The following is a 15,503-nucleotide window of genomic DNA, read 5'->3' on the forward strand; positions in this document are numbered from 1 at the left end:
CCGGGCACGGCCGGCCGGCATCCGTGGTGACCACGGAGACGATCACGGAGCGGTCGTATGGAGGGCGTGCGACAGAATGGCGGCCATGGGAGCAGCAGCGGATATTTCGCCTCGCGAGGCCGAGGTGCTGGAACTGGTCGGGGAGCATCTGAGCAACGCCGAGATCGGGGCACGGCTGTTCATCTCGGTGCGTACGGTGGAGACCCATGTCTCCTCGCTGCTGCGCAAGTTGGAGGTGGCCGACCGGCGGACGCTGGCCCGGCGCGCCCCCGAGAAGGCCCGCACCGATCGGTCGCTTCCGCCGCCGGCGCTGCCGACGCGGCTGACCTCGTTCGTCGGCCGGGTGGGCGAGCGGGCCGCGCTGACCGCCATGCTCACGGAGCACCGGCAGGTGACCGCGCTCGGTCCCGGCGGGGTCGGCAAGACCCGGCTCGCGCTGGCGGTGGCCTCCGACGCGGCCGACGGGTTCGCCGACGGGGTGTGGTTCGTCGACCTGGTCCCGGTCACCGATCCCGGCATGGTCGCGACCGCGGTCGCCGAGGCGCTCGGCCTCGGCGAGCAACTGGGCCGCGACATGGCCGATTCGGTGGCCGCCGCACTGACCGACCGTCACATCCTGCTGGTGCTGGACAACTGCGAGCACGTCGTGGACGGGGTGGCGCTGTTCCTTGAGCGGTTCCTGGCCGCCTGCCCTCGGGTGCGGGTGCTGGTGACCAGCCGGTCCCGGCTGATGGTGCCGTTCGAGCGGGTGTATCCGGTTCCGCCGCTGTCGCTGACCGGCGACGGCGGGTCGGACGCGGTCGCGTTGTTCCTGGACAGGGCGACATCGGTGGGCTGGCCTTCGGATCCTCTCCCGCACGACCAGATCACGGCGATCTGCGAACGGCTGGACGGCATGGCGCTGGCGATCGAGCTGGCCGCCGCCCGGTACCCCACGCTAGGGCTGGACGGCATCACCGCCGCCCTGGCCCATCCGCTGCGGATGCTCACCGGCGGCTCCCGCGCAGAGGACCGGCACCGTTCGGTGCGGGCGGCGCTGGACTGGAGCCACAACCTGCTGGACCCGGCCGACCGGGCGCTGCTGCGCCGGGTGTCGGTGTTCGTGAGACCGTTCACCGCCCCGGCGGCGGCTGAGGTCGCCGGGTGCGACGGAGCAACCGTCGTCGACGGGCTGGCCCGGCTCGCCGAACAGAGCCTGCTGGCGGTGACGCCCTCCCCCGGCGGAACCCGCTATCGGGCCCTGGAGACGCTGCGCCAGTACGGGACCGACCGCCTCACCGAGGCCGGCGAGCTGGACGACACCCGCAGCCGGCACCTCGACTGGTGCCTGGCCCGGGGCGCCGACCTCGACGAGGTGACCCGAGCGGACTGGCGGGCCCGGTTCGACCTGGTGGCCGACGAGCTGCGCGCCGCCCTCGGGTGGGCGGAGACGCGACCGGAGCGGCGCGCGGACGCCTACCGCCTCGCCCGCGGCATGGCGGAGCTGGCCTTCACCCGTCACCTGATCGGCGAGTCCCAGCAGCGGTACGAGCAGGCCGCCGCGCTCGCGACCACCCCGGTCGACACGGCGTCGATGCTTCGGCAGGCGGCAGCCGTGGCCGGCTGCCGCCTGGACGGTGATGACATGCACCGCCTGAACCGCGCGGCCGCAGACGTCGCACGTCGGTCCGGCGACACCGCCGCGGCCGCCCGCGCCCTGGCGGCCGCCGCAAGCAACGCCTACCGGTTCTCCAGCAAGTTCGCCCGAACGCTCCCGCCGGAGGAAGCCGACGCGCTCATCACCGAGGCGTGCGAGCTGGCCGGCGACGATCCCTCCGCCCGGGCCGCGGCCGCGCTGGCCGAGGCCGGACGGACACTCACCCACACGATCGGCGCCGCGCAGGGCACGACCGACACCTCTCCCGAGTCGACCGGTGCGGCAGGGCGCCCGGGTGGTCCCACCGCCGAGGAGGCCATCGCGTCCGCCGAACGAGCGGTCGAGCTCGCCGGCCTCGCCGGGGATCCGCTCGCGGAGTCCGCCGCGCTCGACACCCTTGCCGGCACGCTGAGCTGGGCCGGGGACGCGTTCGCGGCGGCGGCGACGGCACGGCGCCGGGTCGAGCTGATCTCGTCCACACCGGACGGACCGGCCAACACCCATGAGCTGATCGAGGCGCTCGGCGAGGCCGCCGAGGCCGGCCTCGGCGTGGGGGACCTGTCGGGTGCCCGCCGATGGGCACGGCGACTCGCGGATCATCCGCAGCTGGCCGAGGTCGGCCACCGGGCCACGGGCTGGCTCCTCGTGGCCGACGTCCTGGCAGGTGAGGCGGAGGAGGCGCTCACCGTCGGCGTCCGGTTCCGCGACGCGTGGCAGCGGGCCGGCAGCCCCGCCCGGGCCGTCCTCGGTCCGCCGGCGGCGGCGATGGCGACGCTCCACGGGCTGCGCGACGACCAGGAGGCCCGACGCGGCTGGAGCGCGCTGCTCGACCGGGTGGACCCCTCGCCGTGGAACACCTGCGGGTACGGGGCGGTCTTCGACGCCGTCCTGATGCTCCACCAGGGGCGGCCCGGGGCGGCGCTGGAACGGCTGGCCCCCGAACCCGGGCAGGTGCGGCAGTGGACCACCTGGATCTGGCTCCACTGGTACGTGGCGCTGCGCACCGAGGCCGCCGTGCTCGTCAGGGCCCCCGACGCCGCCGGCCGCCTGGCAGCGGCTCGGACCGCTGTGGCCGGCAACCCCGTCGCCACCGCCCTCGTGGAGCGTGCTGCGGCGCTGCTCGACGGCGACCGTGAACTGCTGATCGCCACTGCGGGTGTGTTCGACGCCGCCGGATGCCCCTACCAGTCGGCGCGGACCCTGATACTCGCGGGCGGCGAGCACGCGGCCCGTGGCGCGGGTGCGCTCGCCGGCCTCGGTCTCGCGCCGATGGCCATGCGGTAGCCGCGTCGCGCCCGCGCCCTCACACCGCGCGCCTCACGAGCTCACCGATCCGCGCCTCCACCTCGGGCGTCACCTCGGTCAGGGCGAAGCCGGCCGCCCACATCGGGCCCTCGTCCAGCTTCGCCTGGTCGCTGAAGCCGAGCGTCGCGTAGCGCGCCTTGAACTTCTCCGCGCTCTGGAAGAAACAGACGACCTTGCCGTCCAGCGCGTAGGCGGGCATCCCGTACCAGAGCTTCGGCGCGAGGGTCGGGGCGTTGGCGGTGACGACGGCATGGACCCGCTCGGCCATGACCCGGTCCGAGTCCCGCATCTCGGCGATCTTCGCGAGCACGTCCCGCTCCGCCTCCGCGGCCTTCTCCGCGGGCGAACCGCGGCGTGCCGCCTTCTTCTGCTCCTGGGCGTGCGCCTTCATCGCGGCCCGCTCCTGCGCGGTGAACCCCTCGTACGTGGCGGTGTCGGCCATGGTCGCTCCTCGGTCGGCGGTCGTGGTCGGCCCGTGTGCTGCCGGGCCGATCGCTGTGTCCACAGTCTGTCCGGCAGGGGCGCAGCCGGCCTCCGTGCTGACCACGGAAGGCACCACGGAGAATGAGTCGGTGTCAGCCCCGAGTTCGAACGCGGGGCCCGACGACCACCTGTCGTGACGCTCCTGCCGGTCGGTCAAGCATCATTCACCCACCACAACCTGAGCCGGGAGGACGCCGGTCGAGAATGTTCGAGTGCCGCTCGGGCTCAGACCGCGATGAGCCGGATCCGGGGGCCGCAGAGTCTGGCCATGCCGTCGACGTCCGAGGTGAGCATGGCCACCGGCCCCGGCTGCCGCAGCGCCATCTCGGCGACGGTCGCGTCGATCGCGTACTCGTGGCCGTGCAGGCCGGCCAGCCTCAGCAGCCTGGCCGACGCCTTCGCGGCTTGGTCGGTGACCGCCTCGACCTTGACCCGCGAAAGCGTCCGGTTCAGCCGGGCCTCGTTCACACGTGCGTGGGTGACCTCCACGATGGTGTTCGCTCCGACGACGAAGTCGGCCCCCATGGCGTGGAACACCTGAAGCATCGCCAGCACGCCGCGGTCCTGCGTGATCCAGGCGGACAGTCCCTGCGAGTCCAGCACGACCGTCTCGAAGCGTTCGGTCACGCGGCGCTCGCCGAACCCGCCGACCCGGCGGAGCCGAAGATCCTGGCCTGCGCCTCGGACATCTCCTCGTCGGTGAAGGCACCCTGCTCGTCCTGGTGGCGGCGAAGGTCGTCCGCGAGCAGTTGGTGCCGAATCTGGCGGGCCACTGCCTCCGCGACGTACCCGGAGACGTTGTCGGTGAGCTTTCTGAGCTCGTCCACCTGTTCCGTCGGGAGGGTGACGGTGATGCGTGTGGTTGCGGCCATGAGGAGAGCAGACTGCGGTATGCGCCGAGTGGGCGGTTCGTCGGAGCATAGGGTCGAGGGCATGCGACTGAGTACGGTGATCCTCCCCATCCACCGGTGGGGCGAGGGACAGAAGATCTGGCGGAGGGCCGAGGACCTCGGCTTCCACGCCGCCTACACCTACGACCACCTGTCGTGGCGGTCCTTCCGGGACGCGCCCTGGTACGGGGCGGTGCCCACCCTGACCGCCGCCGCGACGGCCACCGAGCGGATCCGCCTCGGCACGCTGGTGACCTCGCCGAACTTCCGGCACCCGGTCACCCTGGCCAAGGAACTGCTGACGGTCGACGACGTCTCCGACGGGCGTCTGACGGTCGGGATCGGGGCCGGCGGGGTCGGGTTCGACGCCACGGCGACCGGGCAGGAGGCGTGGTCGCCGAAGGAGCGGGCGGACCGGTTCGCCGAGTTCCTGCCGCTGTTGGACGAGCTGCTCACCCAGGACGCGACGACCAGCGGGGGCCGCTACTACTCGGCCGTCGAGGCGCGCAACATCCCGGGCTGCGTCCAGCGGCCGCGGGTGCCGTTCTACGTCGCCGCCACCGGCCCGCGCGGGCTGCGGCTGGCGGCGGAGTACGGGCAGGGCTGGGTGACGTACGGCGACCCGCGTGGGCCGGCGGACGTGCCGGTCGCGCAGGCGCCGGACGTGATCGCCGCCCAGCTGGCCAAGCTGACCGCGGCCTGCGAGGAGCGCGGCCGGGACGTCGCGGAGCTGGAGAAGGTGCTGCTCCAGGGGTCGACCGCGGAGCGGCCGCTGGCGTCGTTGGACGCGTTCGTCGACTGGGCCGGCCGGTACCGGGAGCTGGGCATCACCGAGCTGGTGATCCACTGGCCGGTGCCGGACTCGATCTTCGAGAACGATCTCGCGGTCTTCGAACGGATCGCCACCGAGGGCCTCGCGCAGCTGGGTTGAGCGACCCGGGTGCCGGCGACGCGGTGCCGGACGCGGTCGGGCGGTCACGGTGTGGCCGCCCGATTGCGGTTCGATCACGAGGTGTCCGATTGATGGCTCAATGAGCCGACTTTCGTGCGGATTGCGGTTGTTGGTCCGGGAGCTCCGCTCTCATAATTCCAGCTGAAACGCGTGTCGGTCGGCTTCACCGGGGCAGCAGGGGGAGGCTCGTGGGGTCCGGGCCCGCGCGCGGCGCAGTCCGTTCCGCCTGGGGGGAGTCCCTTGACCGTGCCCGAAGACAGCCCTGACGCCGACCCGGCTGTCCCCGAGAGCCTTCCTGAGGACCGGTCAGCGGAGGCGGTCCCGTCGTCCCTTCCGGAGACGGTTCCACCGCAGGGCCGCGGCGGCCCGGCCCGTCCCGCCCGGGTGGCCCTCGCGGTCGCCGGCCTGCTGGCCGTCACCGCCACCAGCACCGCGGTCACCGTCGCCGTGGGCAGGCCCGAGGACCGGCCCCGGGCCGTGGCCGCCGCGCCCGCCGCGACGCCGAGCGCGACCGCCACCCCGTCGCCGAGCCCGTCGCCGAGCCCCTCGCCGACCGTCGCCCCGAGCACGCCGCCGCCCGCGCCCAAGCCGAGCAGCACCCTGCACGGCACCGTCAGCGGCGACCGGCACGGCGGTGACCTGCGCTTCTTCCTGGTCCCGATGCCGGACGGCGCCGAGTCCTACGGTTCCTCGGACGGGGCGAAGCTGAGCACGGACGAGCTGTCCGCCGAGTTCGGCAACTCGGACGAGATCCCGCGCATCCTCAAGTCCTACGGCTACCAGGACGACGCCGCCGAGCGCCGCTACCGCACCGCCGACGGAAAGCAGGAGGTGTCGGTGCGGATGCTGCGCTTCAAGAACGGCGACATGGCGCGCGAGTTCGCCAAGGGGATGAGCTTCGACTCCGGTGACTCCTTCGACATCGACGGGGACAGCGGGGCCAAGGGCGTGCTGATGAAGCCCGAGCAGGAGGCCTGGACCGGGAAGCTGGTCGGGGTCTCCTCCGTGGGCGACGTCGAGTACCAGGTCTCCGTCTACGTGAAGGGCACCCCGGACAAGGCCCTGCTGGCGGACGCGATGCGGCGTCAGCGCGAGCGACTGGGCTCCGGTGGCTGAGCCGCGGCCGGCCGGACCGGCCCCCTCCCCGACGCGATCCCAGCTGCTCAGGAGCACCCTGTGACCACCGAGACCCCGGAACCGCCGGTTCCCGAGGCTCCCGCCGAACCCCCGGCACCTCCCGTCCCCACCGACCCCACCGACCCGGCCGAGACGCCTGCCGAGGCGGAGGCCGAAGCCGGAACCGAGGCCGAGGCCGCACCCGCCCCGCGCAGGATCGGTACCGCCCGGCTGCTGATCGCCGCCGCACTGCTCGGCCCGCTGCTCGGTGCGGCGGGCGGCTACGCGATCCAGGCCGGCCGGCCCCCGACGCCGCTGCCCGCCCTCCAGGTCGGCGTACCGCACTACCCGGCCGCCACCCTGGACGAGCAGGCCGCCGCGGCGGCCCGGCCCAAGCCGCTCCCGGTCGACGGCGACCTGCGCAAGCTGCTGATCAGCAGGCCGGAGGGGACCGAGCCGTGGGACAACTACGGCTACGGCGACGACTCCGGCTGGATGACGATCGGCGAGAAGGCGCTGTCGTACGGCGGTGCGGACCGTGAGTTCCGCTCGCTGATCCGGGAGGGCTTCCAGCGGGACGCCTACCTGGCCTGGCGGAAGGGCGAGACCCGCTACCTGGTCGAGCTCATCCAGTACGACGCCAAGTCCAGCCAGTCGGCGGTCGCGCTGGTCAACGAGGTGACGGGCGGCCAGCCACTGGACGGCGGGACGATCAACGGCTCGTACACGGCCTCCGACAAGCAGTACACGTACAGCGAGAGCACCGAGAAGTACTACCTCGGGGAGGCGGTGGCACGGCGCGGCAACGTCGCGATGCAGATCACGGTCTACTCCCCGAGCCAGGTCAACGGCGACGAGCTCAAGGCCCTCGCCAAGCTGCAGTGGGAGCGGCTGGTATGAGTGAGTCCGTCGTGAATCCGGCCCCGGCTGCGGCCCCCGCGCCCGCCCCGGCCCCGGCCCCGGCCCCGGCCCCCGCCCCGGCTCCGCCGCCGGTGGAGCCGTCGCCCGCGCCTGAGCCCTCGCCCGCCGCCCCGCGGTCCGGCTTCGCCCTCCGGGCCGGTGCCGCCGTGGTGGCCGCCGCGCTGGTCGGGGTCGGCCTCGGCCTCGGCATCATCAAGGTCCGCTACGACGACCGGCCCGCCGACCGGGCGCTGCCGGCCCCCGTGCCGAGCGCGACCGCCTCACCGTCCCCCGCGTTCGGCGCCAAGTCCAACGGCAGCCACTTCGGTTCGCTGCGGGACCTGCTGCTGCCGGTACCGGCGGGCTACTCGCTCGGCCCGGACTCCGGCGCGTACGGCAACGACACCGAGCTGACGGAGGAGCAGCGCCAGGCGTGGGTCGATGACGACGTCCGGGCCCTGCCGACCAAGCTCCAGGACCTGGTCCGCAAGGTCTGGCAGGAGACCCCGCTCAAGGGCGGCGGTGTCCGCACCATGGTGAGCAGCGACGCCGGCATGGTGGTGACGGTGTGGCTGCTGCAGTACCACCAGGAGGCGGTGAAGGCGGACAACGCCTGGGCCGGGGCGCTGGGTTCGGACTCCGGCCTGTTCCGGGTCGGCCCGGAGATCCCCGGCCACGCCGAGGCGCACTGCTACCTGCCGCACCTGCCGCCGGGCTCCCCGGTGGACTACCTGTCCTGCTCCGCGGCCGAGGGCGACCTCCGCGTGGTGGTCCGGGTCGAGGGCGTCGCGCCGCTGCCCAAGGACAAGGTCGTCAACCTCTTCACCCAGCAGCTCGACCGGCTGGCCCGTCCAGGAGCGTCCGTATGACCGACACCACCGAGCCCCTGCCCGAGGAGCCCGGCCACCCGCCGGCGGCGCCGGTCCGGCCGCTCGCCGCGCCCTCCCCGCAGACACCCCCGCAGCCGCCGGCCGGGCCGTGGGCCGCGCCGACCGGCGGCGCGCCGACCTTCGGCGCGCCGGTCGACGAGGTCTGGTCGCTCCCGCCGGAGGCGGTCCTCGACGAGCAGGCCGGCCGGCCCCGCCGGGCGGCGCTGCTCCGCCGGGGCGGCGCCGCGCTGATCCTGGTGCTGACCGGCACGGCCGCCGCCGTCGCCGTCACCGCGCCCGACCGCACCAGCCTCCCCGGTCTGCGGACCCCCGGCGACGGCCGCTACGCCTTCCCGCCGCTGTCACTGCCGCCGCTGCCCGCGGGCAAGGAGGCGCCGGGCAAGGCCGACCAGCACCGGCACTTCGCCGACCTGCGGCAGTTGCTGCTGCCCGCGCCGGCCGGTGCGACGCCGGAGCAGCCCGTCCCGGGCGCCGCGCCGAGCACGACGGCGAGCACGGCTCCGAGCCCGAGCCCGAGCCCGACCGCGAGCACGACGGCGAGCCCGACCGCCGGCGGCAGCGCGAGCCCGACCGCCGGCGCGCTCCCCGCCGGGATCTGGGCCGACTGCAGCGAGTTCGCGGCCCGCGACACGAACCCGGAGAAGGCCTCCGCGGCCCTGCTGGAGAGCGCCTGCCGGGCCGCCACCCAGCGGGTCTGGACCGGCCCGGACGGCACCCGCACGGAGATCTGGCTGCTGCAGTTCGGCTCCAACACCGAGGCCAACCGCTTCTACGAGCGCTCCGCCACCCGGTCGGAGCCGAAGGACGCCGCCGGGTTGCACCGCTCCGACCTGGTCTTCACCGGCATGCCGAGCGTCGCGGCCCAGGCCCGGACGGTCGACGAGCGGGCCGGCGGCCGGCCCGTCGCGCAGGCCGCCGACATCGCGGCCGGGGACGTGGTGGCCCGGATCGTGATGACCAACCCCCGGGGCGTGCCGGAGCAGGCGTTCCGGCAGGTGGCGGTCCTCCAGGCGGACCTGCTGGCCTGAGCGGAGACGACGGACGCGGCCGGGCCCGGCCCGCTCGGGGCCCGCGCCGCGGGCCCCCTAGGGGCCGGCCCGGCCGCGTCATACCGCAGGACGATCTCGGGCTCAGCATCCCAGCTCATGTCCGCCGGACCGCGCGACCACTACGTTGGTCGACGTGTCCACTGTCATCAAGACGGACGGCCTCACCAAGAGGTTCCCCCGGGTCACCGCTCTCGATCAGCTCACCGTGGAGGTGCAGCCCGGAGTGGTTGGCCTGGTCGGTTCGAACGGGGCGGGCAAGTCCACACTCATCAAGATCCTGCTCGGGCTCGCCCCGGCCACCTCCGGCACCGGCCAGGTCCTCGGCCTGGACATCGCCACCGAGGGCCCGGCGATCCGCGAGCGCGTCGGCTACATGCCGGAGCACGACTGCCTGCCGCCCGACGTCTCGGCGACGGAGTTCGTCGTCCACATGGCGCGGATGGCCGGCCTGCCGGCCGCCGCCGCCCGCGAACGGACGGCCGACACGCTCCGCCACGTCGGCCTCTACGAGGAGCGGTACCGCCCGATGGGCGGCTACTCCACCGGCATGAAGCAGCGCGTGAAACTGGCCCAGGCGCTGGTCCACGACCCCAAGCTGGTGCTGCTCGACGAGCCCACCAACGGGCTCGACCCGGTCGGCCGCGACGACATGCTGGCCCTGATCCGCCGGGTGCACAGCGACTTCGGCATCTCGGTGCTGGTCACCACGCACCTGCTCGGCGAGCTCGAACGCACCTGTGACCACCTGGTGGTGATCGACGGCGGGCGGCTGCTGCGCTCTTCCTCCACCGCCTCCTTCACCGAGGCCACCCGACTGCTCGCGGTGGAGGTCACCGACCACCCCGACGACCTGACCGTGGACGCCGACCGCCTGGTCCGCGACCGGCTCGCCGCCGCCGGGCTCTCCGTCCGTCCGGACGGCTCCCGGGTGCTGCTGGTCGAGATGGCCGGCGACGACACCTACGACCTCATCCGGGACACCGTCGCCGGCCTCGGCCTCGGTCTGGTCCGGCTGGAGCAGCGCCGCCACCGGGTCGCCGAGATCTTCACCACCGACTCGTCCGAGGCGCCGTCCCACGCGCCCGCGCCGATCGCCGACCAGCAGGCAGGAGGTGCTCCCGATGTCGTTGCCTCCTGAGCCCAGGACCGCGCCCGACAGCGGCGTCATCCACAACATCGGCTACCGCGGCTACCAGGGCCCCCGGCTCGGCCGCTCGTACGCCACCCGCTCGCTGTTCGTGCAGAGCCTGCGCGGCGCGTACGGGCTGGGGCGCTCCGGCAAGTCCAAGGTGCTGCCGATGCTGCTCCTCGGCGCCCTCTCCGCGATCGCGCTGGTGATCGTCACGGCGACGATCATGTCGAAGCAGCAGAAGCTGATGACGGACTACACCGCCTTCCTCAGCAACTTCGGCCTGCTGGTCACCATCTTCCTGGCCGCCCAGGCCCCCGTGCTGATGTCCCGGGACCTGCGGCACAACACCGTGCCGCTCTACTTCTCCCGGCCGATCACCCGGGGCGACTACGTCCGGGCCAAGTTCGCCGCGATGACCGCCGCCATGCTGATCCTGATGGTGGTGCCGCTGCTGGTGCTCTACCTCGGGGCCGTGCTCGGCAAGCTGCCGTTCGGCTCCAACACCGAGCACTTCCTCTACGGGCTGGCCGCCGCCGTGCTCTACGCGCTGGTCTACTCGGCGATCGCGCTGCTGATCGCCGCCGCCACCCCGCGGCGCGGCTTCGGCGTCGCCGCGATCATGGGCGTGCTGACCGTCAGCACCATCCTGGCCACCATCGCCTACGGCATCACCGGCGGCTTCGAGGGCACGGAGTCCGCCAACTGGGTCGCCGTGATCTCCCCGGACCTGCTCGTCGAGGCCGTCGTCAACAAGGTCTTCGGCCTGGGCGGCCCCGACAGCGCGCTCCACGCGCCGGGCACCCTCGGCGCCGTGCTCTTCACGGTCGAACTCGTCGCCCTGGTGGCCCTCTCGTACGTGTCCCTGCTCCGTCGCTACCGGAAGATCTGAGAGGTCGTCATGGCTGTCATCGCGATCGACAAGGTCTCCCGCTGGTTCGGCAACGTCGTCGCCGTCAACGACATCAGCATGCGGATCGGCCCCGGCGTCACCGGCCTGCTCGGCCCGAACGGCGCGGGGAAGTCCACCCTCATCCACATGATGAGCGGCTTCCTCGGCCCCTCCGCGGGCGAGGTCACCCTGGACGGCGCACCGATCTGGCGCAACCAGACGGTCTACCGGCAGATCGGACTCGTCCCCGAGCGCGAGTCGATGTACGACTACCTGACCGGCTGGGAGTTCGTCCTCGCCAACGCCGAACTGCACGGCCTGCCCGACCCCGGCGAGGCCGCCCGCCGCGCCCTCGCCCTGGTCGAGATGGAGTACGCCCAGGACCGGAAGACCGGCACCTACTCCAAGGGCATGAAGCAGCGCGTCAAGATGGCCTCGGCCCTGGTCCACGACCCGGCCGTGCTGCTGCTCGACGAACCCTTCAACGGCATGGACCCGCGCCAGCGGCTCCAGCTGATGGAGCTGCTGCGCCGGTTCGGCGCCGACGGCCGCACGGTGCTGTTCTCCTCGCACATCCTGGAGGAGGTCGAGCAACTCGCCCGCCACATCGAGGTCGTGGTGGCCGGTCGGCACGCCGCCTCCGGCGACTTCCGCAAGATCCGCCGCCTGATGACGGACCGCCCGCACCGCTACCTGGTCCGCTCCAGCGACGACCGCAGGCTGGCCGCGGCACTGATCGCCGACGGCTCCACCGCCGCCATCGAGTTCGACGCGAAGGAGAAGGCCCTGCGCATCGAGGCGGTCAACTTCCAGGGCTTCACCACCCTGCTGCCCAGGGTCGCCCAGGAGGCCGGCATCCGGCTCTTCACGGTCTCCCCGGCGGACGAGTCGCTGGAGAGCGTCTTCTCCTACCTGGTCTCGTCCTGAGCCCCCGGCTCGTCCTGCGCCCCTCGGCTCACCCCGAGCCGAACCCCTCGGCCGTCTCCCGCTCGTGAGATCGCCAGAACGCCGCCAGAAGGGCTGGAACCCATCGTGAACCCGACCGTCGCCAGGCTGACCGTGCGCGGCCTGCTCGGCCGCCGCCGCGGCGTCCTGCTGCTGGTGGTCCCCGCCGTGCTGCTGGTGATCTCCCTGTTCGCCCGCGGGGCCGACCAGGACAAGCACGACCTCGCCGTCAGCATCCTCGGCCAGCTCTCGCTGGGCACCCTGGTGCCGATCCTCGGCCTGGTGATCGGCACGGGCGTGATCGCCACCGAGATCGACGACGGCTCGATCGTCTACCTGCTCTCCAAGCCGATCCCCCGTTGGCAGATCATCACCACCAAGCTGGCCGTGGCGATCGCGACCACCTGGGCCTTCGCCGCCGTCCCCACCCTGCTGGCCGGACTGATCATCTACGGGAACCAGGAGGGCATGGCGGTCGGCTACGCGGTCGGTGCGCTGGCCTCCGGCGCCGCCTACAGCGCACTCTTCCTGCTGCTCGGCGTTGTCACCCGGCACGCCGTCGTGGCGGGCCTCGCGTACGCGCTGGTCTGGGAGAGCCTGGTCGGCACCTACGTCGAGGGCGCCCGCACCCTCAGCGTCCAGCAGTGGGGCCTCGCGGTCGCCGAGTCGCTCGCCACCGACGGCGCCATCAGCTCCGAGGTCGCCCTCGGCACCGCCGTCCCGCTGCTCATCGGCGTCGCGGTGGCCGCCACGGTGCTCGCCTCGGTCAAGCTGGCCGGGCTGACCCTCGCCTCGGAGGAGTGAGGCGGGGCGCCGTGCCGCCGGTGTGCCCCGGGCGGGCCGGCGGCACGGCGCCCGGGCCGGGGCGCGACGCGGCCGCGGCACGCCCGGGCCGCCTCACAGCGTGCGGTTGCGCCCGGCCCCCCAGCCGGCCACGGCGGCGGCCGCCGCCAGGCCCAGCATCAGCACCAGGGGGACGGTCCACCCGCCGGTCAGCTGGTGCAGCGCACCCGCCCCGACCGGCCCGGACGCCGCCACCAGGTACCCGACGGCCTGGCTCATCCCGCCCAGCTGGGCGGCGCCCGCCGGGGTTCCGGTCCGCAGCACGATGAACGCCAGCGCCAGCCCGAACGAACCGCCCTGCGCGACACCGAGCACCGCGGCCGCGGCCCAGGCCCCGGAGACCGGCGCGAGCAGCAGCAGCGCGATGCCGGCTCCGTTCATCGCGGCCATCGCCACGGCCAGCACGCTCTGCCGGGTCATCCGGCCGGCCAGCAGCGGCACCAGGAACGCACCGGCCACCTGGAGCAGGTTGCTGAACGCGAAGACCAGGCCGGCCTCGCCGCGGTCCATGCCGTGGTCGGCGAGGATCGTCGGCAGCCAGGCCACCAGGACGTAGACCAGCAGCGACGAGACGCCCATGAAGCCGCTGATCTGCCAGGCCAGCGAGGAGCGCCAGATGCCCTCGATCGGCCGGCCGGCCGGCGCGACCGGGCCGCTCGCGCCCCCGGTCCGTGCGCCCCCGGTCCGTACGGCGCCGGCCGCCTGCCGGGACCGCAGCACCTGCGGCAGCCATGCCAGGGCGGCCACCACCGCCAGCAGCGACCAGGCCCCGAGCGAGGCCTGCCAGCCGCCGCCGAGCGCCTTCTCCAGCGGCACCGACGAGGCCGCCGCCAGGGTGGCGCCGACCAGCGTCGCCGTCGAGTACAGGCCGGTGGCGGCGGCCGCCCGGTCCGGGAACTCGCGCTTGACCAGGCCCGGCATCGAGACGTTCAGGACGGCGATCGCCACCCCGATCACCACGCACCCCAGGTACAGCGCGAACGCCGAGGGCAGCACCCGCACCAGCACGCCGGCGCCCAGCGTGAGCACCGCGCCCAGCACCACCCGCTCGGTGCCGAACCGCCTGGTCAGCCGGGGCGTGAGCGGCGCGCCGACGCCCTGGAACAGCGCCGGCACGGTGGTGATCAGCCCGCTGGCCGTCGCCGACAGGTGGAAGGTCTGCTGGATCTCCGCCAGGACGGGGGCGACCGCCGCCAGGCAGGCCCGCATGTTCAGCGCGACCAGCACGATGCCGGCCAGGAACAGCGCGGGGTGCGCGAGCTTGGTGCGGGTACGGACCGTGGGAATGGCAACCGGCTGCTGGGCACGGGTGACCGACATGAGGTGGTGCTCTCTCTGCAACGGGGCGGGACTGCGGCGGACGGCGGAAGGAGAGGGCCGGTGCGGCCCCCGCGTCACTTCCGGGCCGCGATGGCGGCGAGCAGTTGCTCCACGGCGGCCGTCGGCTCCGCGAGCAGCTCGCGACAGGCGGTCTCGGCGCGGTCCGGGTCGCCGCTCTCGATCGCGTCGACCAGGGCCGCGTGGGTGGCGATGACCACCTCGGGCATCTCGTGGTCGCCGAACGCCGTGCGCATCGACTCCCGCACCGAGGCGCCGAAGTACCGGTAGACCTCGCCGAGCGCCGGGTTGTGTGCGGCGTCGACCACGGCGGTGTGGAACTCCAGGTCGTGTTCCACCGTCGCCTCGCGGCCGGCCCGCTCGGGATGGGCGGCGAGCACCTCGGCCTCGCGGGCCAGCGCGGCCCGCATCCGGGCGATGTCCTCGGGGGTGTGCCGTACGGCGGCCAGCCGGGCCGCCTCGGCCTCCAGCGCGGCGCGGACCTCCAGCACGTCCCGCACGCCCGAGCGCTGCACCCCGCGCAGCACGGCGGCCGGGTCGCTGGTGCTCCGGACGAAGGTGCCCTCACCCTGCCGCGAGACCAGCATCCCGGCGTGCGCGAGCACCCGGATCGCCTCCCGGACGGTGTTGCGCCCGACCTGCAGGCGTTCGGCCAGCTCGTGCTCGCTGGGGATCTTCGAGCCGACCGGCCAGGTCCCGGCCACCAGCTGCTCGCGGAGCTGCTCGATGGCGGCGTCCACCAGGGAGCGTCGGCCGGCGGCCTGCAGTCCGTCGTTTGCACCGGTCACCGGGGTTCCTTCCTGGGCACGCGCGGGGGCGGGAGGGTCGATCGTCAGTCATCCTACAACTGCTTGCCCGGTCATCCTACAAGTGGGGTAGGGCGGTGTCGCGGTGACGCGGCCGGTGTCGCGGGCGATCGGGTGAGACGCCGTCCGGGCGGCGGCGTCCGGTGGCGGTGGCGGGCGGTGGCGGGCGGTGGCGGGCGGTGGTGTCGGGCGGTGGTGTCGGGCGGTGGTGTCGGGTCGTGGTGTCGGGTCGTGGTGTCGGACGGCGTCAACGGGCGACCGCGGGCCGCCCTTCCGGGCGGGCTCCCGGCGTTCCCTTGACGCCGGTACGCCGGAGGGCGTGCCCCGAC

At 73.8% G+C, this 15,503-nt stretch carries 15 protein-coding genes; 10 read left to right on the forward strand and 5 right to left on the reverse strand.

Annotation, left to right across the window (positions count from 1 at the left end; translation table 11 throughout):
- The first annotated feature begins 85 nt into the window (after nucleotides 1-85).
- The gene (locus ACIOFR_RS25225) at nucleotides 86-2,920 is read left to right on the forward strand and encodes an ATP-binding protein (RefSeq protein ID WP_401001059.1); all 2,835 of its coding nucleotides are present in this window, start codon (nucleotides 86-88) and stop codon (nucleotides 2,918-2,920) included.
- Between the two features lie 19 nt (nucleotides 2,921-2,939).
- Here ACIOFR_RS25225 and ACIOFR_RS25230 read toward each other — a convergent pair whose 3' ends face one another.
- From ACIOFR_RS25230 to ACIOFR_RS25240, 3 genes are all read right to left on the reverse strand, one after another.
- Nucleotides 2,940-3,383: an iron chaperone gene (locus ACIOFR_RS25230; protein ID WP_401001062.1), complete on the reverse strand. Its 444-nt coding sequence runs from the start codon at nucleotides 3,381-3,383 to the stop codon at nucleotides 2,940-2,942.
- 266 nt (nucleotides 3,384-3,649) lie between these two features.
- The gene (locus ACIOFR_RS25235; RefSeq protein WP_401001065.1) at nucleotides 3,650-4,051 is read right to left on the reverse strand and encodes a DNA-binding protein; all 402 of its coding nucleotides are present in this window, start codon (nucleotides 4,049-4,051) and stop codon (nucleotides 3,650-3,652) included.
- On the reverse strand, nucleotides 4,048-4,296 hold the full coding sequence (locus ACIOFR_RS25240; protein ID WP_401001068.1) for a hypothetical protein: 249 nt from the start codon (nucleotides 4,294-4,296) through the stop codon (nucleotides 4,048-4,050). Before ACIOFR_RS25240 ends, ACIOFR_RS25235 begins: the two co-directional genes overlap by 4 nt.
- A gap of 61 nt (nucleotides 4,297-4,357) precedes the next feature.
- Here ACIOFR_RS25240 and ACIOFR_RS25245 point away from each other — a divergent pair, with 61 nt between their 5' ends.
- The 9 genes from ACIOFR_RS25245 to ACIOFR_RS25285 all read left to right on the forward strand — a co-directional run bounded on the left by ACIOFR_RS25245 (nucleotide 4,358) and on the right by ACIOFR_RS25285 (nucleotide 12,991).
- Nucleotides 4,358-5,245: an LLM class flavin-dependent oxidoreductase gene (locus tag ACIOFR_RS25245; protein WP_401001071.1), complete on the forward strand. Its 888-nt coding sequence runs from the start codon at nucleotides 4,358-4,360 to the stop codon at nucleotides 5,243-5,245.
- A gap of 261 nt (nucleotides 5,246-5,506) precedes the next feature.
- Complete coding sequence (locus tag ACIOFR_RS25250; RefSeq protein ID WP_401001073.1) at nucleotides 5,507-6,382, forward strand: hypothetical protein; 876 nt, start codon at nucleotides 5,507-5,509, stop codon at nucleotides 6,380-6,382.
- Between the two features lie 60 nt (nucleotides 6,383-6,442).
- A complete protein-coding gene (locus ACIOFR_RS25255) occupies nucleotides 6,443-7,282 on the forward strand; it encodes a hypothetical protein (RefSeq protein WP_401001076.1) in 840 nt (279 codons plus the stop codon).
- Nucleotides 7,279-8,151 (forward strand): hypothetical protein, encoded by an 873-nt coding sequence (locus ACIOFR_RS25260; protein ID WP_401001079.1) that lies wholly within the window; start codon nucleotides 7,279-7,281, stop codon nucleotides 8,149-8,151. The genes ACIOFR_RS25255 and ACIOFR_RS25260 overlap by 4 nt, the downstream gene beginning before the upstream one ends.
- Nucleotides 8,148-9,200 carry a hypothetical protein gene (locus ACIOFR_RS25265; protein ID WP_401001082.1) on the forward strand — a complete coding sequence of 351 codons (1,053 nt, stop codon included), beginning with the start codon at nucleotides 8,148-8,150 and terminating at the stop codon, nucleotides 9,198-9,200. The genes ACIOFR_RS25260 and ACIOFR_RS25265 overlap by 4 nt, the downstream gene beginning before the upstream one ends.
- Nucleotides 9,201-9,354: 154 nt before the next feature.
- Nucleotides 9,355-10,359 carry an ABC transporter ATP-binding protein gene (locus tag ACIOFR_RS25270; protein ID WP_401001085.1) on the forward strand — a complete coding sequence of 335 codons (1,005 nt, stop codon included), beginning with the start codon at nucleotides 9,355-9,357 and terminating at the stop codon, nucleotides 10,357-10,359.
- Nucleotides 10,343-11,242, forward strand: coding sequence for an ABC transporter permease (locus tag ACIOFR_RS25275; protein WP_401001087.1), 900 nt, complete (start codon nucleotides 10,343-10,345; stop codon nucleotides 11,240-11,242). Before ACIOFR_RS25270 ends, ACIOFR_RS25275 begins: the two co-directional genes overlap by 17 nt.
- A 9-nt stretch (nucleotides 11,243-11,251) precedes the next feature.
- A complete protein-coding gene (locus tag ACIOFR_RS25280; RefSeq protein WP_401001090.1) occupies nucleotides 11,252-12,169 on the forward strand; it encodes an ABC transporter ATP-binding protein in 918 nt (305 codons plus the stop codon).
- Between the two features lie 102 nt (nucleotides 12,170-12,271).
- Entirely contained in the window at nucleotides 12,272-12,991 is a 720-nt protein-coding gene (locus tag ACIOFR_RS25285; protein ID WP_401001215.1) for an ABC transporter permease, read from the forward strand.
- 93 nt (nucleotides 12,992-13,084) lie between these two features.
- Here ACIOFR_RS25285 and ACIOFR_RS25290 read toward each other — a convergent pair whose 3' ends face one another.
- Together ACIOFR_RS25290 and ACIOFR_RS25295 are read right to left on the reverse strand one after the other, a co-directional pair.
- Nucleotides 13,085-14,350, reverse strand: coding sequence for a CynX/NimT family MFS transporter (locus ACIOFR_RS25290; RefSeq protein ID WP_401001092.1), 1,266 nt, complete (start codon nucleotides 14,348-14,350; stop codon nucleotides 13,085-13,087).
- 74 nt (nucleotides 14,351-14,424) lie between these two features.
- The gene (locus ACIOFR_RS25295; RefSeq protein ID WP_401001095.1) at nucleotides 14,425-15,156 is read right to left on the reverse strand and encodes a FadR/GntR family transcriptional regulator; all 732 of its coding nucleotides are present in this window, start codon (nucleotides 15,154-15,156) and stop codon (nucleotides 14,425-14,427) included.
- Nucleotides 15,157-15,503: the final 347 nt, after the last annotated feature.

The organism is Kitasatospora sp. NPDC088346, assembly GCF_044740765.1.
GTDB lineage: Bacteria > Actinomycetota > Actinomycetes > Streptomycetales > Streptomycetaceae > Kitasatospora.